Source organism: Streptomyces sp. NPDC005423 (assembly GCF_040606415.1).
GTDB lineage: Bacteria > Actinomycetota > Actinomycetes > Streptomycetales > Streptomycetaceae > Streptomyces.
In genome coordinates, this window is sequence record NZ_JBEXET010000012.1 from 1 (window position 1) to 21,277 (window position 21,277).

A 21,277-nucleotide genomic window follows, 5' to 3' on the forward strand; every position below is an offset into this window, starting at 1 on the left:
GTGTCAATGTGACATAAGCGTCAGCTGTCAACTCCCTGGGTAGGGCCACGGGTTGGGCAGGCAGTGGATTCCGTCGTGGCGCGCGTGGAGGGCCGGACCGGTCTAACGGAAGTCCCGGGTGAAGCGACGCGTCCCGGAGGGCGTCACCACCGCGTGCACCGGCCGGTCGTGCGGCTCGGCCGGCACCCGCTCGACGATCTCCGGGTCGTACAGCAGCACCACCAGCGCCGCACGGGCGCCCGCACGCTCCAGCCGGGCCAGCACGCGGTCGTAGGACCCCCCGCCGCGCCCCAGACGCAGTCCGCGCCCGTCGACCGCCAGACCGGGCAGCAGAACGGCGTCGGCGGCCGTCACCGCGTCGGGCCCGAGGCAGGGTCCGGCCGGCTCCAACAGGGGCAGTTTTCCGCCGAGTCGGCCGCGCACGAGAGAGCCGGCCCCGGTGTACACGCCCCAGTCCAGATCGTGGTCGGGGAGCAGCACCGGCAGCAGGACGCGCACCCCGCGCGCGTGCAGCGCGTCCAGCAGGGCGAGCGTGCCGGGCTCGCCGCCCACCGACACGTACGCCGCGACCGTCCGGGCCCGTGCCAGTTCCGGCAGCCCCAGCGCGTGTCCGGCCAGGGCGGCGGCCGACTCCCGTACGTCATCGGCCGTCAACGTGTTCCTCACCGCGAGGATTTCCCGTCGCAACCTTCGCTTGTCAGGCTCGGCCCCACGTCCGCTGTGACCCACAGGTCGTACCCATACCCTTTCTCATCCGGCCATATGACGGCCAACCAACCGGAGCCACTGATTAGCTGCAAAGGCACCGGATAGGGTTGCGGGCATGACTCAGTCGCACCCCAGGATCAGCAAGGCTGTCATCCCCGCAGCAGGTCTCGGCACCCGGTTCCTGCCGGCGACCAAGGCCACTCCCAAGGAGATGCTGCCGGTCGTCGACAAGCCCGCGATCCAGTACGTGGTCGAAGAGGCCGCGTCGGCTGGTCTCGACGACGTCCTCATGATCACGGGCCGCAACAAGCGCCCCCTGGAAGACCACTTCGACCGCAACTACGAGCTGGAATCGGCCCTTCAGAAGAAGGGCGACGCCGGCCGGCTCGCCAAGGTCCAGGAGTCCAGCGACCTCGCCACCATGCACTACGTCCGCCAGGGCGACCCCAAGGGCCTCGGCCACGCGGTGCTCTGCGCGGCCCCGCACGTCGGCGACGAACCCTTCGCGGTCCTCCTCGGTGACGACCTGATCGACCCCCGCGACCCCCTGCTCGCCCGCATGGTGGAGATCCAGGAGCGGCACGGCGGCAGCGTCATCGCCCTCATGGAGGTCGCCCCCGAGCAGATCCACCTCTACGGGTGCGCGGCCGTGGAGCTCACCGAGGACGACGACGTCGTCAAGGTGACCGGTCTGGTGGAGAAGCCCGACGCGGCGGACGCCCCGTCCCACTACGCGGTCATCGGCCGGTACGTCCTGGACCCGCACATCTTCGGCATACTGCGCAGGACCGAGCCGGGCCGCGGCGGCGAGATCCAGCTCACCGACGCCCTCCAGCAGCTCGCGACGGACGAGAAGATCGGCGGCCCGGTGCACGGCGTCGTCTTCAAGGGCCGCCGCTATGACACCGGAGACCGTGGCGACTACCTGCGTGCCATTGTCCGACTCGCATGCGAACGTGAGGACCTGGGCCCCGACTTCCGGGCCTGGCTTCGCAGTTACGTAGCCGAGGAGATGTAGCAACGTTGAGCAGCGCCGCGACCCGCACCGCCGGCCCGGACCACCTCTGGTCGGTGGACGAGCACCTGGAGGACATCCTCGCGACCGTGCGCCCCCTCGAACCCATCGAGCTGCAACTGCTCGACGCCCAGGGCTGCGTCCTGGTCGAGGACATCACGGTGCCGGTGTCGCTCCCGCCGTTCGACAACAGCTCGATGGACGGGTACGCGGTGCGGGTCGCCGATGTCACCGGCGCCAGCGACGAGTTCCCGGCCGTCCTGACGGTCGTCGGCGACGTCGCGGCGGGCGGGGCCGACCTGCTTCAGGTGGGCCCCGGCGAAGCCGCCCGCATCATGACCGGCGCCCCGCTGCCGCCCGGCGCCGAAGCGGTCGTCCCCGTCGAGTGGACCGACGGCGGCCTGGGCGAGGGCCCCGTCACCTCCATGCGCGCCCGCAGCCAGGCCCCCGAGGGCGCCACCGGGCACGTGCACGTGTACCGGCCGGCCGAGGCACGCGCCCACGTACGCGCCAAGGGCAGCGACGTCCGGGCCGGCGACCGCGCCCTGGAGTCCGGCACCGTCCTCGGGCCGCCGCAGATCGCCCTGCTCGCCGCGATCGGCCGCGGCACCGTCCGCGTCCGCCCGCGCCCGCGCGTCGTCGTCATGTCCACCGGCAGCGAACTCGTCCAGCCCGGCGAGCAGTTGGACGACGGCCAGATCTACGACTCCAACAGCTTCGCCCTCACCGCGTGCGCCCGCGACGCCGGCGCCATCCCCTACCGGGTGGGCGCCGTCGCCGACGACGCCGACACCCTCCGCTCCACCATCGAGGACCAGCTCGTCCGCGCCGACCTCGTGGTCACCACGGGCGGCGTGAGCGTCGGGGCGTACGACGTCGTCAAGGAAGCCCTGTCGTCCGTCGGCGACGAGGACGGGCCGGGCGGCGGGGTGGAGTTCCGCAAACTCGCCATGCAGCCCGGCAGACCCCAGGGCTTCGGCTCCATCGGCCCCGACCACACCCCGCTGCTCGCGCTCCCGGGCAACCCGGTGTCGTCGTACGTCTCCTTCGAGCTGTTCGTGCGGCCCGCGATCCGCGTCATGATGGGGCTCGGCGACGTCCACCGGGCCAGGACCCGGGCCACCCTGACCGCGGAGCGGGCGCTGACCTCGCCGAAGGGGCGTCGGCAGTTCCTGCGGGCCACCTGCGCCGACGGCCGGGTGACGCCCGTGGGCGGCGCCGGATCCCACCTGATCGCGGCCCTCGCGCACGCCGACGCGCTGATCGTCGTCCCCGAGGACACCGAGTCGGTGGAGCCCGGCACCGACGTCGAAGTGATCCTGCTCGGCTGAGTACGCGCGGTTGGCGGTACCGTGTCGCGCACCACAGGCCCGAACCCGGAGCGCCGCACAGCATGAGTACGCAAGACCGACTGACGCACCTCGACGAAGCGGGCGCCGCCCGGATGGTCGACGTGTCCGGGAAGGACGTGACCGCGCGCACCGCCACCGCCAGCGGACGCGTCCTCGTCTCGCCCCGCGTGGTCGAGCTGCTGCGGGGCGAGGGGATGCCCAAGGGCGACGCCCTCGCCACCGCGCGCATCGCGGGGATCATGGGTGCCAAACGCACCCCGGAGCTGATCCCGCTCTGCCACCCGTTGTCGGTGTCGGGTGTGAGACTGGAACTGTCGGTCACCGACGACTCCGTGCGCATCCGCGCCACCGTGAAGACGACCGACCGCACCGGCGTCGAGATGGAGGCGCTCACCGCGGTCTCCGTCGCCGCGCTCACCGTGATCGACATGGTCAAGGCGGTCGACAAGGGAGCGGTCATCACGGACGTACGGGTGGAGGAGAAGACAGGCGGCAAGTCGGGCGACTGGAGCCGGACATGACGGCCGCAGCGGCGGGCGGCGGCGCGCCGCTGCCCGCGCCGTACCGCGCGCTGGTCGTCACCGCCTCCAACAGGGCTGCCGCCGGGGTCTACGAGGACCGCGGCGGCCCGCTGGTCGCCGAGGGGCTGCGGGGCTTCGGCTTCGCCGTCGACGGGCCGGAGATCGTCCCCGACGGAGACCCGGTGGAGGCGGCCCTGCGCGCCGGGGCCGACGCCGGGTACGACGTGATCGTCACCACCGGCGGTACCGGCATCTCGCCCACCGACCGCACCCCCGAGGCGACCCGCGCGGTGATCGACCGGGAGGTGCCGGGCATCGCGGAGGCCGTCCGGGCGTTCGGGCGGGCGAAGGTGCCGACGTCGGCGCTCTCCCGCGGCCTGGCCGGAGTCGCGGGCCGGACACTGGTCGTCAATCTGCCGGGTTCCCCCGGCGGGGTGCGGGACGGACTGGCCGTCCTGGAGCCCCTGCTGGCGCACGCCGTGGACCAGATCCGCGGCGGCGACCACTCCAGACCCACCGGGGGTGCGAGCTGAACAGCCCGTCCTGGCCCGTCGTGCTGACGGACGGCGATGTCGTCCTCAGACCGATAAAACTGCGCGACCAGCGGCCGTGGCGCGAGGTGAACCGGCGCAACCGGGACTGGCTGCGCCCGTGGGAGGCGACCATCCCGCCGCCCACCCCCAGCGGGCCCGTCGCCCACCGGCCGACCTACCGGCAGATGGTCCGCCATCTGCGCTCCGAGGCGAACTCGGGCCGCATGCTGCCGTTCGTCATCGAGTACCAGGGGCAACTGGTCGGGCAGTTGACGGTCGCCGGGATCACCTGGGGCTCGATGTGTTCGGGACACGTCGGCTACTGGGTGGACGAGGCGGTGGCCGGCCGCGGGGTGATGCCGACGGCCGTGGCACTCGCCGTCGACCACTGTTTCCGCGCCGTGGGACTGCACCGCGTCGAGGTCTGCATTCGCCCGGAGAACGGGCCCAGCCGCCGGGTCGTCGAGAAACTCGGATTCCGTGACGAAGGTCTCAGACCCCGTTACCTCCACATCGACGGCGCCTGGCGCGACCATCTCGTCTTCGCGCTCACCGCGGAGGAGGTGCCCGAGGGGCTGCTCAGGCGCTGGCAGCGGGCGAGGTCCCAGAACGCGTCCAATTGAATAAGCCGCACGCCGGAAAATCTGAATAATCCGAATGGGTGTTCGAAATTGATCGATGTCTGACCAACTCAGGGCATTGAATTCGAGGATCTGATGGCCCGCTGATCGCATCGGTCACAAAAAAAGCTCGAAATATCAGCCGGATCGTGCGACACACCGACTCAATTGGCGGATGGCCTCACACAAACCCCTCTACCGTGTGAGGCGTGAGCAGCAGCGGCCTCATCTACGCAGTCATTGTCGGGGCCTGGGCCGCCTACTTGGTGCCGATGTGGCTCCGTAGGCAGGACGAGCTGAACGAGGCCCGTCCGACGGAACGCTTCAGTACCGCCATCCGGCTGCTGTCCGGACGGGCGGGGATGGAGCGCCGGTACGCCAAGGACCTGCGGGCGCGCTCCGCCGACGAGGAGGAGCTCGACGCCGTCGTTCCGGATGCCGTCACCGACTCGGTGGACGTCCGGGCCTTCGCCGCGCCCCCGGTCCGGCCCCAGGCGCACGCGGCGGTCCACGCACCCGCCCCGGAACGTGCCGAACCGGTACGGCAGCCCATGCGCGAACCGGTCCGGGAACAGCCGGCCGAACCGGCCCCGGCGCGGCAGCGCGTCCCCGCCCCCCGGCGTACCCCGGCCGCCGAGGCCGCCGCCGCGCGCGCCCGGCGCCTGAAGGTCCTCGCGCGTCGCCGGCGCACCACGGTGATGCTGTTCCTCGCCTTCACGCTCGGCGCGATCGTCGCCGCGGTCGGCGGCCTCGCCCTGCTGTGGGCGCCCGGGGTGCCGGCGGTGCTGCTCAGCGGCTACATCGCCTATCTGCGGTCGCAGGAACGCCGGCGCTTCGCCTACCAGATGGACCGCCGTCAGGCCGAGGTCGCCGCCCAGCGGCTGCGCGAACGCCAGCCGCGCAGGCGGGCGCCGGCGGACCCGGGCGCCGACGAGCCCGACGAGGGACCCGAACCGGAGAGCGACCCCGGACTCTCCGCGCTCGCCGCCGACCGCCGCGCCCTCGTCGAGCAGACCGACCACGCCGAATGGGTCGACCAGCAGCGCGAGCGGCAGCGCCGGCCCGGCCACGGCGACAGCTGGGACCCGGTCCCCGTACCGCTGCCGACGTACGTCACCGCGCCGGTCGCCCCCCGCGCCACCTCCGATGTGGACCTGGGCGCGCCCGACGCGTGGAGTTCGGCCCGTTCCGGCTCCGTGGCCCGGGAGCAGGAGGCGCGGACCGCGGCGCACGCCGATGCCGACGCCGACGCCGGGCCGGACGGGGACGCGGCGGACGAGGAGGGGGACCGGCCGGCGGCCGACGACGGACGCTGCGACGCCCGCCGCGCCGCCTCCGCCCGCCGCGCCCGCGAGCGCGGCCGCACCCCCCTGTTCGACCAGTACGACGAGGACGGCCGGCCGCGCGCGGCCAACGAGTGACCAGCCAAGGAACGGATTTCCGGGCACCCGGACGGGGATGCTAGAGTTCCACTCGTTGCAAGGGCCTGTGGCGCAGTCTGGTAGCGCACCTCGTTCGCATCGAGGGGGTCTGGGGTTCAAATCCCCACAGGTCCACCGCAGCTCGAAGCCCCAGCCGGAGTGATCCGGCTGGGGCTTTTTGGTGCCGTACAGCAGCGAAGTACGGCAACTACTTTGGATCCTGCTTCCCAAGGGGGCTCGCGCGGTGCCCGGCCGGGCCGGGTCCGGCTCACAGCGGCTTGGCGTAGCAGAGGCTTTCTTCGTAGGTGCGGTAGTAGCCGAACTTGGCGCACGGCTCGTAGCCGCTCGACGTGTAGAGGGCGATGGCCTCCGGCTGCTTGGTGCCCGTCTCCAGGACCATGCGGACGCGGCCGGCGGTGCGGGCGTCGTCCTCCAGGGCGGCGAGCATCCGGCGGGCCAGGCCCCGGCCGCGCATCTGCTCGATCACGTACATGCGCTTGAGTTCGGCGTCGCCGTCCGCGTAGCCCTCGTCGTTCGCGTCCTGCGCGCGCCAGCCGCCGGTGGCGACGGGGCTGCCGTCCTCGTCGTAGGCGATCAGGTACAGGCCGGCCGGCGGGGTGAAGTGGGAGGGATCCAGCGTGGTGGCGTCGCCGCCGTCGCCGTAGCGGACGTGGTACTCCGCCTGGACCTGGTCGTTGAGCTTCACGGCGTCGGGGTGGTCGAAGGCGACGGGGCGTATGTGCACCCGGATACGGTACATGGGCGCCGTATGGGCAGGTCGGGGCGGCGGGCGGCGGGCCGGTATCGTGCCCGGGTGCTGACTGTGACCTCCGCCAATGTGAACGGTCTGCGGGCCGCCGCGAAGAAGGGCTTCGTGGAGTGGCTCGCCGGGACCGCCGCCGACGTGCTGTGCCTTCAGGAGGTGCGCGCCGAGCCGGACCAGCTGCCGGAGCACGTCCGTGCTCCCGAGGGCTGGTACGCCGTGCACGCGCCCGCCGCCGCCAAGGGCCGCGCGGGCGTCTCCCTCTACAGCCGCCGCGAGCCCGACCGGGACCAAGTGGGCTTCGGTTCGGCCGAGTTCGACGGGAGCGGCCGGTATGCCGAGGCCGACTTCCCCGGCGTCACGGTGGCGAGCCTGTATCTGCCCTCGGGTGAGGTGGGTACCGGGCGGCAGGACGAGAAGGTCCGGTTCATGGGCGAGTTCCTCGGGTACCTCAAGGAGCTGCGCGAGCGGGCCGCCGCCGACGGGCGGGAGGTCGTCGTCTGCGGCGACTGGAACATCGCGCACCGGCCGGCCGATCTGCGCAACTGGCGCGGCAACACGAAGAAGTCCGGCTTCCTGCCCGAGGAACGGGCCTGGCTCGACCGGGTCTACGACCCCGCGGACGGCGGGTACGTCGACGTCGTACGGGCGCTCCACCCGGAGGTGGAGGGGCCGTACTCGTGGTGGTCCTACCGGGGGCGTGCCTTCGACAACGACACGGGGTGGCGGATCGACCTCGCGGTGGCGACTCCCGGGCTGGCGGCGCGGGCGGCCAAGGCGGTGGTGGAGCGGGCCGCCACCCATGAGGAGCGGTGGTCCGACCACGCTCCGGTGACCGTGGTCTTCGAGAGGTGACCGGTGCCGCGGCGGTCCGGTTCAGGACCGCCGCGGCAGTCCGCGGTCCAGGGCCAGCGACAGTTCCGCCTCGACCACGCTCTTGGCCAGCGGCCGGAGCCGCCGCAGGTCCTCCTCGGTGCGGTCCTGGGTGAGGACGAGGCGGGTGAAGAGTTCGGCGAGGGCCTCGGTGTGCTCGCGGACGCGGCGCCCGGCGTGCAGGACGTCCGCGAGGGGGATGCCCTCGCGGACCAGGGCCGCGGAGACGTCGAGGAGGCGGCGGCTGATGTGCACGATCTCGCCGCCGTCGGTGCCGAGGTAGCCGAGGTCGAGGGCGGCGGCCAGGTTCTCCGGGGTGGCCTGCGCGCCGAACACGTCGGCGAGCGCCTCGGGGGTGAGGCGGACCGGCGTCTCCTCGGTGGGCGCGCCGAGGCCGAGCAACTCCCCGACGTTGCGGCCGTGGTCGAAGGCCTCGGCCAGTTCGGCGATGCCGTTGAGGGTGTGGCCGCGCTCCAGCAGCGCCGAGATCGTGCGCAGCCGGGCCAGGTGCGTCTCGTCGTACCAGGCGATACGGCCCTCCCGGCGGGGCGGGTGGATCAGCTTGCGCTCGCGGTAGAAGCGCAGGGTGCGCACCGTGATGCCGGCCTCCTCGGCCAGCTCCTCCATGCGGTATTCGCGTCTCTCCGCCACGCCCGCACCTTACGTCGTGGTGCCGACGCCCGAGGCGGCGGTCGGCGGGAACGTTCCGCGTCCGACCCCTACCCATCGGTACGAAGCTGTTCTACGCTCCGATCGTGCCAGTGAACACTGGCACGATCGGAGTGCGGAGGAGGACGTCGGGATGACCGAACACGAACATGTGCGGGTGGCGGTGATCGGGTCCGGGTTCGGCGGACTCGGGGCCGCGGTCCGGCTGCGGCGCGAGGGCGTCACCGACTTCGTCGTCCTGGAGCGGGCCGGCAGCGTGGGCGGCACCTGGCGGGACAACAGCTATCCCGGGTGCGCCTGTGACGTTCCGTCGCACCTGTACTCGTTCTCCTTCGCGCCCAACCCCGACTGGCCGCGCACCTTCTCCGGGCAGGAGCACATCCGCGCCTACCTGGAGCACGTCACGGACGTCTTCCGGCTGCGGCCCCACCTCCGCTTCGACTCCGAAGTGAAGCTGATGACCTGGGACGCGCGGGAGCTGCGCTGGGTGATCGAGACCGCGAGCGGGACGCTCACCGCCGACCTGGTCGTCTCCGCCACCGGGCCGCTCTCCGACCCCAAGATCCCCGACATCCCGGGGCTCTCCACCTTCCCCGGCGAGGTCTTCCACTCGGCCCGCTGGGACCACGGCTACGCACTGCGCGGCAAGCGGGTCGCCGTCGTCGGCACCGGCGCCTCCGCGATCCAGATCGTGCCGGCCATCCAGCCCGAGGTCGGCCGGCTCACCCTCTTCCAGCGCACCCCGGCGTGGGTGATGCCCCGCGTCGACCGCGCCATCAGCGGCGCCGAGCGGGCCCTGCACCGGGCGCTGCCCTTCACCACCCAGGCGCGCCGCGGACTCCTGTGGGGCATCAGGGAGTTGCAGGTCCAGGCGTTCACCAAGCGGCCCGACGAGCTGGGCCTGGTGGAGAAGCTTGCCCGGCGGAACATGACCAGCGCCGTCAAGGACCCGGCCCTGCGGGCCAAGCTGACCCCGGACTACCGCATCGGCTGCAAGCGCATCCTGCTCTCCAGCACGTACTACCCGGCGCTCGCCCGCCCCAACGTGGACGTCGTCGCCAGCGGTCTGAGCGAGATCCGGGGTTCGACCCTGGTCGCCGCCGACGGCAGCGAGACCGAGGCCGACGCGATCGTCTTCGGTACCGGCTTCCACGTCACGGACATGCCGATCGCCGAACGGGTCGTCGGCGCGGACGGCCACACCCTCGCCGAGTCCTGGAAGGACGGCATGCGGGCCCTGCGCGGCGCCTCCGCGGCCGGCTTCCCGAACTGGATCAGCATCATCGGGCCCAACACCGGCCTCGGGAACTCCTCGATGATCCTGATGATCGAGTCCCAGCTGAACTATCTGGCCGACTACGTACGGCAGTTGGACGTGCTCGGCGGCAAGGCGGCCCTCGACGCCCGGCCCGCCGCCGTCGACGCCTGGAACCACCGGGTGCAGGAGCGCATGAAGCGCACCGTGTGGAACACCGGCGGCTGCACCAGCTGGTACCTGGACGCCAACGGCCGCAACACCACCGTCTGGCCCGGCACCACCACCGAATTCCGGTCCGCCACCCGGCGCTTGGACCTCGCGGAGTACCACGTCCTGCGGGCGCCGGGCGAGTCGGGTGCCGTCGCCGACGAGCGGCCGTCCGCCGGGGTGGGCGCGTGAGCCGCCCGGCGCCGCACGTCACGACCGGGCCCTACGCCCCGCCGGTCCCCGCTCGCGTCCTGACCGTCACCTCCGCCGACGGCGCCCCGCTCCACGTCGAGGTGCACGGACCCGAGGGCGCCCCCGCCGTCGTCCTCGCCCACGGCTGGACCTGCTCGACCGCGTTCTGGGCGGCCCAGATCCGGGAGCTGGCCGCCGACCACCGCGTCATCGCCTACGACCAGCGGGGCCACGGGCGCACTCCGGCGAGCGCCGCGACCAGCACCGAGGCGCTCGCCGACGACCTCGAAGCCGTACTCGCCGCGACCCTCGCACCCGGCGAGCGGGCGGTGATCGCGGGGCACTCCATGGGCGGCATGACGGTGCTGGCGGCCTCCGCCCGGCCCGTCTTCCGAGAGCACGCGGCGGCCGTACTGCTGTGCAGCACCGGCAGTTCGCGGCTGGTCGCCGAGTCACTGGTGGTGCCGGTACGGGCCGGGACGTACCGGACCTGGCTGACCCGCCGGATCCTCGGCTCGCGCGCGCCGCTCGGACCGGTCACGCCCGCCGCCCGCCGGATCCTCAAGTACGCGACGCTGGGCCCCGGTTCGGCGCCGCACATGGCCGAGGCCTGCGCGCGGATCGTGCACGCCTGCCCGCGCGCGGTGCGGCACGCCTGGTCGCAGGTGCTCGACCGGCTCGATCTCGACCACGGCGTACGGGAGTTGGCGGTGCCGACGGCCGTCGTCGTCGGCACGGCGGACCGGATGACGCCGCCCGTGCACGCGCGGGCGCTGGTCGCCGCGCTGCCCCACTGCGTCGGAAGCACCGAACTGCCGGGGGTCGGCCACATGACACCCGTCGAGGCGCCGGACTTCGTCACCGGCCGGATCCGTGAACTGGTCGCCACGTACGCACAGATCAAGGAGGGCGCATGAGCAGGGTGAGCCTGGAGGGCCAGGTCGCGGTCGTGACCGGGGCCGCGCGGGGGGTCGGCGAGCTGCTCGCCCGCAAACTCTCCGCTCGCGGCGCCAAGGTGGCGCTGGTCGGACTGGAACCGGACGAGCTGAAGCAGGTCGCCGAGCGGCTGCACACCGACAGCGACCACTGGTATGCCGACGTCACCGACCACGAGGCGATGGCGCGGGTGGCCCGGGAGGTCAGGGAGCGGTTCGGGAAGGTCGACATCGTCGTCGCCAACGCGGGGGTGGCCAACGGCGGCCCCTTCGCCGACTCCGACCCGGAGGCGTGGCGGCGGGTCATCGAGGTCAATCTGATCGGCTCGGCGGTGACGGCCCGCGCGTTCCTGCCGGCGCTGACGGAGAGCCGGGGCTACCTGCTGCAGATCGCCTCCCTCGCCGCGATCACACCCGCCCCGATGATGAGCGCGTACTGCGCCTCCAAGTCGGGCGTCGAGGCGTACGCGCACAGCCTGCGGGCCGAGGTCGGCCACCAGGGCGTACGGGTCGGCGTCGGGTATCTGTCGTGGACCGACACCGACATGGTGCGCGGCGCCGACCAGGACGACGTGATGCGGGAGTTGAGGCAGCGGCTGCCCTGGCCGGCGAACAAGACGTATCCGCTGGGCCCGGCCGTGGACCGGATCGTCGCCGGGATCGAACGGCGGTCCGGGCATGTCTACGGGCAGTGGTGGCTGCGCGGGATGCAGAGCGTGCGCGGGTATCTGCCGGGGATCATCGGCACGGTGGGGCAGCGGGAGATGCGGCGGTTCGGATCGCGGCTGGCAGGGGTGCGGTCCGGGCTGGTCGGCGCGGGCGGCGCCGCCGACGAGAAGGCGCGCGTCACGCGGCGTGACTGATCGAGATGCGGGGAGTGACCGGCCGTGTGAATCTGGTCGAGGCCCCACCGTGGGCCGCAAACCCCCCCATCACCACGGGAGTGAACCCCTATGGGTATGAAGGACCAGTTCCAGGAGAAGGCCCGCGACGCCGCGGACAAGGCCAACGACAAGCCGGGCCAGGGCCGGAGCCAGGGCCGCGAGCAGGGCCGTGAGCGCGTCCGCCCGGAGCAGGAGCGTGGCCGGGACCGCATGGACGACGCGCGGGAGGAGACGGAGGACCGGTTCGACCGGGACGCCAACGCCTGACGCGAACACGCAGCAGTGATGGGGCGCCCCTGACGAGGGGCGCCCCTTTCCCGGTGTTCGCGGGCGTGGCTCCCGTTCTCCCGCCTTCCCGGTGTTTTCTCCGGGCGTCTCACCGGCGTGGCGGCAGTTTCGGGCGGCTGCGGTCCGGGGCGTCCGTGTAGTCCGGGGGTGTGGCGGCCGGGTGCGCGGACAGCAGCTCCAGGGCCAGTCGGATCGCGTCGTCCAGCTGGGCGTGGCGGCCCTCCGCCCAGTCCAGCGGGGTGCGCAGGATCTCCAGGTCCGGTGTCACGCCCCGGTTCTCCACGGACCAGCCGTAGGCGTCGAACCAGGCCGCGTTCATCGGTACGGTGATCACCGTACCGTCGCCCAGGAGGTGGCGGCCGGTCATGCCGACCACCCCGCCCCAGGTGCGCTGGCCCACCACCGGCCCCAGCCCGAGCAGTCGGAAGGCGGCCGTGATCATGTCGCCGTCGGAGGCGGTCGCCTCGTCCGCGAGGGCGACCACGGGACCGCGCGGGGCGTTCGAGGCGTACGACACCGGCTGGGCGCCGCGGGCCAGGTCCCAGCCGAGGATGGTACGGGTCAGCTTCTCCACGACGAGTTCGCTGATGTGGCCGCCCGCGTTGCCGCGCACGTCCACGATCAGGGCGGGCCGGGAGACCTCCAGGCGCAGATCGCGGTTGAACTGGGCCCAGCCCGAGCCGCCCATGTCGGGGATGTGCAGATAGCCGCACCGGCCGCCGCTCAACTCCCGTACCACCGCCCGGCGTTTGGCCACCCAGTCCTGGTAGCGCAGGGGGCGTTCGTCGACCAGCGGGACCACCGCGACCCGGCGGGAGCGGCCCTCGCCCCCGGCCGGGGTGAACGTCAGCTCCACCGTCGTACCGCCCGCTCCCGCCAGCAGCGGGTACGGGCCCGCCACCGGGTCCACCGGGCGGCCGTCGACATGGGTGAGGGCGGCGCCCTCGCGGATGCCGGTGCCGGCCAGCGGCGAACGGGCCCTGGAGTCGGAGGAGTCACCGGGCAGGATCCGGCGGATCAGCCAACTGCTGTCCCGGCAGACCAGGTTGGCGCCGAGCAGGCCCTGCCGGCGCTGGTAGTGCGGGGGGCCCTCGTTGCGGCGGGCGGGGGTGACGTAGGCGTGCGAGGTGCCCAGTTCGCCCAGGAGTTCGCGGAGCAGGTCCGCGAACTCGTCGGGTGAGGCGACCCGTTGGAGCAGCGGACGGTACTGGGCGAGGACCGCGTCCCAGTCGATGCCGCACATGCGCGGCTCCCAGAAGTGGGCGCGGATCAGCCGGCCGGCCTCCTCGTAGGACTGGCGCCACTCGGCGGGCGGGTCGACCTCGTGCAGGATGCGGCGCAGGTCGATCCAGACGGTGGAGTCGCCGTCGCCGGGCTCGGTGGCGGGGACCGCCCGCAGCTCGTCCTCGTCGACCACCACGAGCCGGGAGCCGTCGCCGCTGAGCGCGAACCAGTCGAGGTGACCGACGAGTTCGGACTTCCTCGCCTTGGCGAGGTCGAAGTACTCCAGGGTCGGCCGCCCGCTGGTGTCGGCCGGGTTGGCGAAGGTCTCGCCGAGCGCGCCGGAGATCGGCCAGCGCAGCCAGACCAGTCCGCCGCCCGAAACCGGTTGCAGCGCCGAGTACTTGGAGGCGGTGACCGGGAACGGGGTCACCCGGCTCTCCAGCCCCTCCACCTCCACGGTCACCGCGCCGTCCGCGCCCTCGTCGCCCACCGGGTCGAGGCCGCCGGCGGCGGGCCGGCCCTCCGGGGTCAGGGCGAACGGGGAGAGGGTCGCCGAGGAGAGCGGTACGAGGTAGGGGCGGCAGCCCAGTGGGAAGGAGAGGTCGCCGGTGTGGACGTCGTAGACCGGGTCGAAGCCGCGCCAGGAGAGGAAGGCGAGGTAGCGGCCGTCCCGGGTGAAGACCGGGTTCTCGTCCTCGAAGCGGCCGTCGGTGACGTCGACGACGTGGGGGGCCTGGCCGGTGCCGGGGACGCGGGCCATCTTGATCTGGCGGAGGGAACGGCCGACGCCCGGGTGCGACCAGGTCAGCCACGCCCCGTCCGGGGAGAAGGCGAGGTCGCGCACGGGCCCGTCGGCCGACCGGATCAGCTCGGTGACCTCACCGCCCCCCGACTCCGTCCCGGGGGCGCCGTCCGGGTCCGTCGGGTTGGTGCCGTCCTGCTCCTCGCCCGCGTCGAGCAGGAGCAGCCGTCCGTCGTGCGCGGCGACGGCGAGCCGTTCGCCCCGCGGGTCGGAGACCAGTTCCAGCACCCGGCCCAGCGCGCCCTGCGCGAGCCGGCGCGGCGGGCGGTCGCCGCTGGCCCGGGGCAGGGCGGCGATCTCGACGGCGTCCTCGCCCTCCGCGTCCGTGACGTAGGCGACCCGGCCGCCGGAGCCGAGCATCTCCGGGAGCCGTACCCGGACGCCCGGGGTGTCGGCGATGGTGCGGGCCGGGCCGTCGCGGTGGGTCAGCCAGTACAGGCTGCCCCGGACGACGACGGCGCAGGCCCGCCCGGTCTCGTCCACGGAGACGCCGTCGACGTGCTGGGCGGCGGGAACCTGGTACGTACGGCGGCCGGCGCGCGGGCCGCCCAGCCGTACGTCGAGCCGACGCGGCACACCGCCGGGGGAGAGGTCGTCGACGATCCACAGGTCGCCCGCGCACTGGTACACCACGCGGTGCCCGTCGCCGGCCGCGTGCCGGGCGTAGAAGGTGTCGTGGTCGGTGTGGCGGCGCAGGTCGGAGCCGTCGTGGGCGCAGGAGTAGAGGTTGCCGATGCCCTCGTGGTCGGAGAGGAAGGCGAGCCGGCCGCCGACGAACATGGGGGAGTGGAGGTGGCCGGCGAGGTCGGGGAGCAGCCGCTGCCCGTGCAGCCAGAGACGGCCCGTGGCGCCGCCCCGGTAGCGTTTCCAGGCGGCCGGTTCGTGCGGCGGGGTGCCGGTCAGCAGCAGGGTCCTGGGCTCGCCGTCGAGGTCGGCGGTCTGGAGGTCGCCGACCGGCCCCCAGGGCAGCCGGCCGCCGGGGCCGCCGTCGGTGGGGACCTTGTAGGCCCAGGTGAAGTAGGAGAAGGGCTCCCCGTGGGAGGCGACGGCGAGGATGTCACCGCCGGGGGTCCAGCCGCAGACCCGGGTGTCGGCGCTGCCCCAGTACGTCAGCCGGCGGGCCGGTCCGCCCCCGACCGGCGCCAGATGGATCTCCGGCGCCAGGCTGCGCCAGCTCGTGTACGCGATCTGGCGGCCGTCGGGCGAGAAGCGGGGGTGGCCGGTCTTGGTGCGGTCGACGGTGAGCCGCCGGGCGCGGCCCGGACCGTCGAGCGGGGCGAGCCAGAGGTCGTCCTCGGCCACGAAGCACAGGAGGTCGCCGTTGAGGTGCGGCAGGCGCAGATAGCTCACCTCCCCATGCTTTTCCGGGGGACGGACCGGAGCAACTCGTGAGGAATCGTCGAGGGTGATCCAACCCACGTACGAAACAGTTTCGTTTCGCTTGGCTCTGCGCTACATTCGAGACGTACGCAACGGAGTGCATCCATCCGGAGAGGTGAGTGACATGACTGAGGTCGCAACGACGCGTCGCAGTCGCATCACGCCCGAGCGCGAGGCCGAGCTGTACGAGGCCGTGCTCGACCTGCTCCGGGAGGTCGGCTACGACGCGCTCACCATGGACGCCGTCGCGGCCCGCACCCGGTCCAGCAAGGCGACGCTCTACCGCCAGTGGGGCGGCAAGGCCGAGCTGGTGGCCAAGGCGGTGCGGCACAACAAGCCGGGCGTCTCGGACGCCGGGACCGACACCGGATCGCTCAAGGGCGACCTGCACGCGCTCACCATGCGGTCCGACGACTGCGACCTGGAACAGAACTCCGCGCTGATGCGGGGCCTGGCCATGGCGATGCACGGCAGCCCGGAACTCCTCAAGGCCTTCCGGGAACACCTCGTCGAGCCCGAGATGGCGGAGTTCGCACTCCTGCTGGAGCGTGCCGTCGGCCGGGGCGAGATCCGTGCGGACAACCCGGCGATCGAGTTCATCGTGCACATGATGATCGGCGCCTTCGCCGCCCGCACCCTGATCGACGAACAGCCGCCGACCCAGGCATTCCTCCTGTCGTACATCGACGCCGTGGTGCTCCCCGCCCTCGGCGCCACCACCACCTGACCGACCCACGCCACGCCCACCTGACGTAACCGCTCACGTCGTCGGGCCGATCACCCGTGTCCCCACCGGGCTGATCACCCCTGCCCCAGACCCCACGACCTGACCGGGAGTACGCCCCCGTGGCCTCGTTCCTCTACACACTCGGCCGGCTCGCCTTCCGGCGACGGCACTACGTCGCCCTGATATGGGTGGCGCTGCTCACCCTCGCCGGTGTCGGCGCGGCCAGCGCCCCCACCGCCGGCGCCTCCTCCTTCTCCGTCCCCGGCACCGAGGCCCAGAAGGCCTTCGACCTGCTGGAACAGCGCTTCCCCGGGATGAGCGCCGACGGCGCCACCGCCCGGGTCGTCTTCAAGGCACCGGCCGGCGCGAAGCTGGACGCGGGCGCGAACAAGGCCACCGTCGAGAAGACCGTCAAGGAGCTCGGCGACGGTTCCGAGGTCGTCTCGGTCGCCGACCCCTACAAGGGCAAGGCCGTCAGCAAGAACGGCACCATCGCCTACGCGTCCGTCAAGTACAAGGTCTCCGGCATGGAGCTGAAGGACGCCTCCAAGGACGCCCTGAAGGCGACCGCGCAGCAGGCGCGCGACGCCGGACTGACCGTGGAGGTCGGCGGTGACGCGCTGAGCGCCACGCCCGAGACGGGCTCCAGCGAGGTCATCGGCATCGCGATCGCCGCCGTCGTCCTGGGGATCACCTTCGGCTCGCTGGTCGCGGCCGGACTCCCGCTGTTCACCGCGCTGATCGGCGTGGGCATCGGCGTCTCCACCATCACCGCGCTGGCGGACGCGCTCGACCTCGGCACGACCACCTCCACCCTGGCGATGATGATCGGCCTCGCGGTCGGCATCGACTACGCCCTGTTCATCGTCTCCCGCTACCGGGCCGAACTGGCCGAGGGGCGCGAACGCGAGGAGGCGGTCGGACGGGCCGTCGGCACGGCGGGCTCGGCGGTGGTCTTCGCGGGCCTGACCGTCGTGATCGCCCTGGTGGGCCTCGCCGTCGTCAACATCCCGATGCTCACGAAGATGGGCGTCGCCGCCGCCGGCACGGTCGCCATCGCGGTGCTCATCGCGCTGACATTGATCCCGGCGCTGCTCGGTTTCGCGGGCCGGAGGGTACGGCCCGCGGGCGAGAAGAGCCGGTTCCTGGGCGGCGCGCGTGCCGCCGCCGCGAAGCAGGCCGGCCGCCCCAACATGGGCACCCGCTGGGCGAGCTTCGTCGTACGGCGCCCCCTCGCCGTCCTCCTGCTCGGCGTGATCGGCCTCGGCGCGGCGGCCGTCCCCGCCTCCTCGCTCGAACTGGGCCTGCCCGACGACGGCTCGCAGCCCACCTCCACCACCCAGCGCCGGGCGTACGACCTGCTCTCCGAGGGCTTCGGGGCCGGTTTCAACGGCCCGCTGATGGTCGTCGTCGACGCCAAGGACAGCCGGACCCCGAAGGCCGCCGTCACCAAGGTCTCCGACGAGATCAAGGGGCTCAAGGACGTCGTCACGGTGACCCCGGCCGCCTTCAACAAGGCGGGCGACACCGCGACCATCACCGTGATCCCCGACTCCAAGCCGTCGTCGGTCACGACCGAGGACCTGGTGCACGGCATCCGCGACGCGGGGGTCCGGGTGAAGGCCGACACGGACGCGACCGTCCTGGTCACCGGCAGCACCGCGATGAACATCGACGTCTCCCAGAAGCTGAACGACGCGCTCGTCCCGTACCTGATCCTCGTCGTCGGCCTGGCGTTCCTGCTGCTGATCGTCGTCTTCCGCTCGATCCTGGTCCCGCTGAAGGCGGCCCTTGGCTTCCTGCTGAGCGTGATGGCGGCGCTCGGCGCGGTGGTGGCGGTCTTCCAGTGGGGCTGGCTCTCCGGCCTGCTGGGCGTCGAGGAGACCGGCCCGGTCATGTCGATGATGCCGATCTTCATGGTGGGCGTCGTCTTCGGACTGGCGATGGACTACGAGGTGTTCCTCGTGACGCGGATGCGTGAGGCGTACGTCCACGGGGAGAAGCCGACCCAGGCCGTCGTGACCGGCTTCCAGCACGGCGCCCGGGTCGTCACGGCCGCCGCGGTCATCATGATCGCCGTCTTCTCCGGCTTCATCGGCTCCAGCGAGTCCATGATCAAGATGATCGGTTTCGGCCTCGCGATCGCGGTCTTCTTCGACGCGTTCATCGTGCGCATGGCGATCGTGCCGGCGGTGCTGGCCCTGCTCGGCAAGCGCGCCTGGTGGCTCCCGAAGTGGCTGGACCGCGTCCTGCCCAACGTCGACGTCGAGGGCGAGGGCCTGCGCGGCTCCGCGAGCGGCACCGGCCCGGACGAGGACCGGCAGCTGGTACGGGTCTGAGCTCCCCCGGGCCGACCAGTGACTGATCCGCCGCGCCACCGCTTCCGGTGGCGCGGCGGTTCGCGTCCGCGCTTCCCCTCCGCTGTCGCCGTCCGCGGTTCGCGTCCCCGGGGCGCGGCGGCCGGCGGTCCGGACTACCGTGTCGGACATGACCACACTGCCTGAACGCCCGCGCACCGCCCTGCTGTTGATCGACGTCCAGAACGAGGTCATGGCCGAGGCGTACCGGCGCGACGAGGTCGTCGCCCGGATCGCCGCGCTGCTCGCGAAGGCGCGCGAGGAGAACGTCCCGGTCGTCTGGATCCAGCACTCCGACGACCATCTGGAGCAGGGCAGCGCCGCCTGGGAGTACGTCCCCGAGCTGGTCCGCGCGGAGTCCGAGGCGCTGGTCCCCAAGAACTACCCGGACTCCTTCGAAGCCACCTCGCTGGAGGAGGTGCTCGCCGGGGCGCGGGTCGGACACCTGGTGGTGACCGGCGCCTCCACCGACGTCTGCGTCCGCTCCACCATCCACGGCGCCTTCGTCCGCGGCTACGACGTGACACTCGTCGCCGACGCCCACACCACGGTGGACACGAGCAAGTGGGGCGCCCCGCCGCCGGAGCAGGTCATCGCCCACACCAACCTCTACTGGCGCCACCACGCGGCGCCGGGCCGGACGGCCACCGTCGCCGACACCCACGAGGTCACCCTCGGCGGCTGAAGGGGGGGCGGCTGACCCTTCCCGACGGCCGGGGCGTGGCCGTACCGGTCAGCGCGCGGGTCAGGCCAAGGACTGCCGTACCGCCCGTACCAGCGCCTGTGCCCGGGGGTCGGCCGTCACGGATCTGCGGAAGCCGTTCGTCACATAGCCCAGCGCGATGCCCGACTCGGGGTCGGCGAGGCCGAGGGCGCCGCCCCGGCCCGGGTGGCCGAAGGAGGTGGGGGACAGCAGCGGGGAGGCGCTGCCGTGCAGCATGTGGCCCAGGCCGAAACGGGTGGTGATCACCAGCACGCGGTCCGGGCCCGACGACCGTTCCGTGCGGGCCAGTTGACCTGTCTCGGGGGTGAACAGGCGCCTGCCGCCGTCGACTTGGCCGATCAGGGAGGCGTAGAAGCGGGCCAGTCCGTCCGCCGTCGCGATGCCGTTGGAGGCGGGCAGGACCGCGGCGCGGTAGGCCGGGTCGTTCTCGTCCGGCAGCGGGGTGATCGCGGCGAAGGCGCGCCGGGTGAGGGAGCCGGGGTCCGCGTACGCCTCGGTGACGGCCCGCTTGGGGCGGACACGCAGCGCGCCCCTCTCCGCCGGGGCGGCGATCTCGCCCACCCGGCCGACCCGGGCCGTCTCGCTCTCCGGCAGGCCGATCCACAGGTCGGCGCCGACCGGCCCCGCGATCTCGTCCGCGATCCACGCGCCGATCGGCCGGCCCGTCACCCGCCGCACCAGCTCCCCGGTCAGCCAGCTGTACGTCTGCGCGTGGTACCCGTGGGCCGTGCCCGGCTCCCACGCCGGTGCCTGCGCCGCGACCGCCGCCGCGCCGAGCACCGGGTCGGCGGCCTGCTCGGGGGTCAGCGGGCGGTCCAGCACCGGCAGGCCCGCGCGGTGGGAGAGCAACTGCTGGACCGTGATCCGTTCCTTGCCCGCCGCCTTGAACTCCGGCCAGTACTCACCCACCGGCGCGTCCAGGTCCAGCTCGCCGCGCTGCCACAGCAGCAGCAGGGCGGCGGCGGCCACCCCCTTCGTCGCCGACCGCACGATCTGCGCCGTCTCCCGCTCCCACGGCGCGCTCCCGTCGACGTCCCTGGTGCCGGCCCACAGGTCGACGACCCGCTGCCCGTCCCGGTACACGGAGACCGCCGCGCCCCGGTCCCCGAGCACCTCGAAGTTGCGTACGAACGCCGCACGGACCGGCTCGAAGCCCTCGGCCACAGCACCGTTCACGTCCACGTCCGTGCTCCCTCCCCGGTTCCTCATGTCCTCGCCAGACGGGTGCAACGTGCGCGGGCGGCCGGTGATTCCGGTGCTCCGTCACCCCGCGGCGCGCGGGGTCGGGACGACCCCGTCGCCGCGGCCCGCTCTCCGCGCGCCGGACGCGCCGGTCCGCGGGCCGCGTCCCCGCTCCGGGCGTGTGACATCTGTCGCCCCGGAGGGCGCCGACGGGAAAATATGCGACATTGGGGTAGTGGAAGCGGATGCACAGCTCTTCCACAGGTCACTCGTAAGGGGCCGCCCGATGTCCGTAGTCGAACAGCACGCGCGAGCCCATATCGTCACCGACGAGGACGTCGCCCAGCTCGACGGTGACGCCGTACCGGTCGTCCTGCGCTACGACCCCGACACCGATCCCCGCTCGGTCCTGATCGGCCTGCCCGGATCGCACGAGTGGACCTTCTCCCGGGCCCTGCTGGAGCAGGGGCTGCGGGCGCCGGCAGGCAGCGGCGAGGTGCGGGTCTGGCCGTGCGGCCGGGTCCAGGCCGTGATCGAGTTCCACTCCCCGCGGGGTGTCGCGGTCGTCCAGTTCGAGACCAAGACCCTCATGCGGTTCCTGCGCCGCACCTACCTGGCGACCGCCGCCGTGGCCGGCTGAGC

General features: G+C 72.8%; 20 protein-coding genes and 1 tRNA gene. 16 read left to right on the forward strand and 5 right to left on the reverse strand.

Annotated elements, in window-relative coordinates; all coding sequences use genetic code 11:
• Window positions 1-102: 102 nt before the first annotated feature.
• Window positions 103-729, reverse strand: a complete 627-nt coding sequence (locus ABZT12_RS15460; protein ID WP_356383290.1) for a 5-formyltetrahydrofolate cyclo-ligase — start codon at window positions 727-729, stop codon at window positions 103-105.
• Between the two features lie 94 nt (window positions 730-823).
• Between ABZT12_RS15460 and galU the strand changes: the two genes are divergently transcribed.
• The 7 genes from galU (at window position 824) to ABZT12_RS15495 (ending at window position 6,305) form a co-directional block, all read left to right on the forward strand.
• The gene (galU, locus tag ABZT12_RS15465) at window positions 824-1,726 is read left to right on the forward strand and encodes a UTP--glucose-1-phosphate uridylyltransferase GalU (RefSeq protein WP_356383293.1); all 903 of its coding nucleotides are present in this window, start codon (window positions 824-826) and stop codon (window positions 1,724-1,726) included.
• Between the two features lie 5 nt (window positions 1,727-1,731).
• On the forward strand, window positions 1,732-3,054 hold the full coding sequence (glp, locus tag ABZT12_RS15470) for a gephyrin-like molybdotransferase Glp (protein ID WP_356383296.1): 1,323 nt from the start codon (window positions 1,732-1,734) through the stop codon (window positions 3,052-3,054).
• A 62-nt stretch (window positions 3,055-3,116) separates the two neighbouring features.
• The gene (moaC, locus tag ABZT12_RS15475) at window positions 3,117-3,596 is read left to right on the forward strand and encodes a cyclic pyranopterin monophosphate synthase MoaC (protein ID WP_356383299.1); all 480 of its coding nucleotides are present in this window, start codon (window positions 3,117-3,119) and stop codon (window positions 3,594-3,596) included.
• Entirely contained in the window at window positions 3,593-4,129 is a 537-nt protein-coding gene (locus tag ABZT12_RS15480; protein ID WP_356383302.1) for a MogA/MoaB family molybdenum cofactor biosynthesis protein, read from the forward strand. Before moaC ends, ABZT12_RS15480 begins: the two co-directional genes overlap by 4 nt.
• Window positions 4,130-4,149: 20 nt before the next feature.
• Window positions 4,150-4,752, forward strand: coding sequence for a GNAT family protein (locus ABZT12_RS15485; RefSeq protein ID WP_356383306.1), 603 nt, complete (start codon window positions 4,150-4,152; stop codon window positions 4,750-4,752).
• Between the two features lie 206 nt (window positions 4,753-4,958).
• Window positions 4,959-6,170: a gephyrin-like molybdotransferase receptor GlpR gene (gene glpR / locus ABZT12_RS15490; protein WP_356383309.1), complete on the forward strand. Its 1,212-nt coding sequence runs from the start codon at window positions 4,959-4,961 to the stop codon at window positions 6,168-6,170.
• Between the two features lie 61 nt (window positions 6,171-6,231).
• Window positions 6,232-6,305, forward strand: a tRNA-Ala gene (locus tag ABZT12_RS15495).
• 133 nt (window positions 6,306-6,438) lie between these two features.
• Here ABZT12_RS15495 and ABZT12_RS15500 read toward each other — a convergent pair.
• Entirely contained in the window at window positions 6,439-6,915 is a 477-nt protein-coding gene (locus ABZT12_RS15500) for a GNAT family N-acetyltransferase (RefSeq protein WP_356383312.1), read from the reverse strand.
• A gap of 24 nt (window positions 6,916-6,939) precedes the next feature.
• Between ABZT12_RS15500 and ABZT12_RS15505 the strand changes: the two genes are divergently transcribed.
• The gene (locus ABZT12_RS15505) at window positions 6,940-7,788 is read left to right on the forward strand and encodes an exodeoxyribonuclease III (protein ID WP_356383315.1); all 849 of its coding nucleotides are present in this window, start codon (window positions 6,940-6,942) and stop codon (window positions 7,786-7,788) included.
• A 21-nt stretch (window positions 7,789-7,809) separates the two neighbouring features.
• On the opposite strand, the gene ABZT12_RS15510 is transcribed toward ABZT12_RS15505, so the two are convergent.
• Window positions 7,810-8,433, reverse strand: coding sequence for a MerR family transcriptional regulator (locus ABZT12_RS15510; RefSeq protein ID WP_356383700.1), 624 nt, complete (start codon window positions 8,431-8,433; stop codon window positions 7,810-7,812).
• Window positions 8,434-8,608: 175 nt separating this feature from the next.
• On the opposite strand from ABZT12_RS15510, the gene ABZT12_RS15515 reads away from it, so the two are divergent.
• From ABZT12_RS15515 to ABZT12_RS15530, 4 genes are all read left to right on the forward strand, one after another.
• Window positions 8,609-10,132, forward strand: coding sequence for an NAD(P)/FAD-dependent oxidoreductase (locus ABZT12_RS15515; protein WP_356383318.1), 1,524 nt, complete (start codon window positions 8,609-8,611; stop codon window positions 10,130-10,132).
• Entirely contained in the window at window positions 10,129-11,049 is a 921-nt protein-coding gene (locus ABZT12_RS15520) for an alpha/beta hydrolase (protein ID WP_356383321.1), read from the forward strand. Before ABZT12_RS15515 ends, ABZT12_RS15520 begins: the two co-directional genes overlap by 4 nt.
• Window positions 11,046-11,930 (forward strand): SDR family oxidoreductase, encoded by an 885-nt coding sequence (locus ABZT12_RS15525; protein WP_356383324.1) that lies wholly within the window; start codon window positions 11,046-11,048, stop codon window positions 11,928-11,930. The genes ABZT12_RS15520 and ABZT12_RS15525 overlap by 4 nt, the downstream gene beginning before the upstream one ends.
• A 90-nt stretch (window positions 11,931-12,020) precedes the next feature.
• On the forward strand, window positions 12,021-12,218 hold the full coding sequence (locus tag ABZT12_RS15530) for a hypothetical protein (protein WP_356383327.1): 198 nt from the start codon (window positions 12,021-12,023) through the stop codon (window positions 12,216-12,218).
• Window positions 12,219-12,327: 109 nt separating this feature from the next.
• Here the strand turns inward: ABZT12_RS15530 and ABZT12_RS15535 are convergent, their stop codons facing one another.
• Window positions 12,328-15,615 carry a S41 family peptidase gene (locus ABZT12_RS15535; RefSeq protein ID WP_356383331.1) on the reverse strand — a complete coding sequence of 1,096 codons (3,288 nt, stop codon included), beginning with the start codon at window positions 15,613-15,615 and terminating at the stop codon, window positions 12,328-12,330.
• A 154-nt stretch (window positions 15,616-15,769) separates the two neighbouring features.
• Here ABZT12_RS15535 and ABZT12_RS15540 point away from each other — a divergent pair, with 154 nt between their 5' ends.
• From ABZT12_RS15540 to ABZT12_RS15550, 3 genes are all read left to right on the forward strand, one after another.
• Entirely contained in the window at window positions 15,770-16,372 is a 603-nt protein-coding gene (locus ABZT12_RS15540; RefSeq protein WP_356383334.1) for a TetR/AcrR family transcriptional regulator, read from the forward strand.
• A gap of 119 nt (window positions 16,373-16,491) precedes the next feature.
• Window positions 16,492-18,711 (forward strand): MMPL family transporter, encoded by a 2,220-nt coding sequence (locus ABZT12_RS15545; RefSeq protein ID WP_356383337.1) that lies wholly within the window; start codon window positions 16,492-16,494, stop codon window positions 18,709-18,711.
• A gap of 148 nt (window positions 18,712-18,859) precedes the next feature.
• A complete protein-coding gene (locus tag ABZT12_RS15550) occupies window positions 18,860-19,414 on the forward strand; it encodes a cysteine hydrolase family protein (protein WP_356383340.1) in 555 nt (184 codons plus the stop codon).
• 60 nt (window positions 19,415-19,474) lie between these two features.
• Here ABZT12_RS15550 and ABZT12_RS15555 read toward each other — a convergent pair whose 3' ends face one another.
• Entirely contained in the window at window positions 19,475-20,635 is a 1,161-nt protein-coding gene (locus ABZT12_RS15555; protein ID WP_356383343.1) for a serine hydrolase domain-containing protein, read from the reverse strand.
• A 286-nt stretch (window positions 20,636-20,921) separates the two neighbouring features.
• Here ABZT12_RS15555 and ABZT12_RS15560 point away from each other — a divergent pair, with 286 nt between their 5' ends.
• Window positions 20,922-21,275 (forward strand): SsgA family sporulation/cell division regulator, encoded by a 354-nt coding sequence (locus ABZT12_RS15560; protein WP_356383346.1) that lies wholly within the window; start codon window positions 20,922-20,924, stop codon window positions 21,273-21,275.
• Window positions 21,276-21,277: the final 2 nt, after the last annotated feature.

Coding starts and splice junctions, on each gene's coding strand:
- ABZT12_RS15550 (WP_356383340.1), top strand. CDS start 18,860: ATGACCACACTGCCTGAACGCCCGCGCACCGCCCTGCTGTTGATCGAC.
- ABZT12_RS15505 (WP_356383315.1), top strand. CDS start 6,940: ATGGGCAGGTCGGGGCGGCGGGCGGCGGGCCGGTATCGTGCCCGGGTG.
- ABZT12_RS15480 (WP_356383302.1), top strand. CDS start 3,593: ATGACGGCCGCAGCGGCGGGCGGCGGCGCGCCGCTGCCCGCGCCGTAC.
- ABZT12_RS15560 (WP_356383346.1), top strand. CDS start 20,922: ATGTCCGTAGTCGAACAGCACGCGCGAGCCCATATCGTCACCGACGAG.
- ABZT12_RS15525 (WP_356383324.1), top strand. CDS start 11,046: ATGAGCAGGGTGAGCCTGGAGGGCCAGGTCGCGGTCGTGACCGGGGCC.
- ABZT12_RS15530 (WP_356383327.1), top strand. CDS start 12,021: ATGGGTATGAAGGACCAGTTCCAGGAGAAGGCCCGCGACGCCGCGGAC.
- ABZT12_RS15515 (WP_356383318.1), top strand. CDS start 8,609: ATGACCGAACACGAACATGTGCGGGTGGCGGTGATCGGGTCCGGGTTC.
- ABZT12_RS15510 (WP_356383700.1), bottom strand. CDS start 8,433: ATGGAGGAGCTGGCCGAGGAGGCCGGCATCACGGTGCGCACCCTGCGC.
- galU (WP_356383293.1), top strand. CDS start 824: ATGACTCAGTCGCACCCCAGGATCAGCAAGGCTGTCATCCCCGCAGCA.
- moaC (WP_356383299.1), top strand. CDS start 3,117: ATGAGTACGCAAGACCGACTGACGCACCTCGACGAAGCGGGCGCCGCC.
- ABZT12_RS15540 (WP_356383334.1), top strand. CDS start 15,770: ATGACTGAGGTCGCAACGACGCGTCGCAGTCGCATCACGCCCGAGCGC.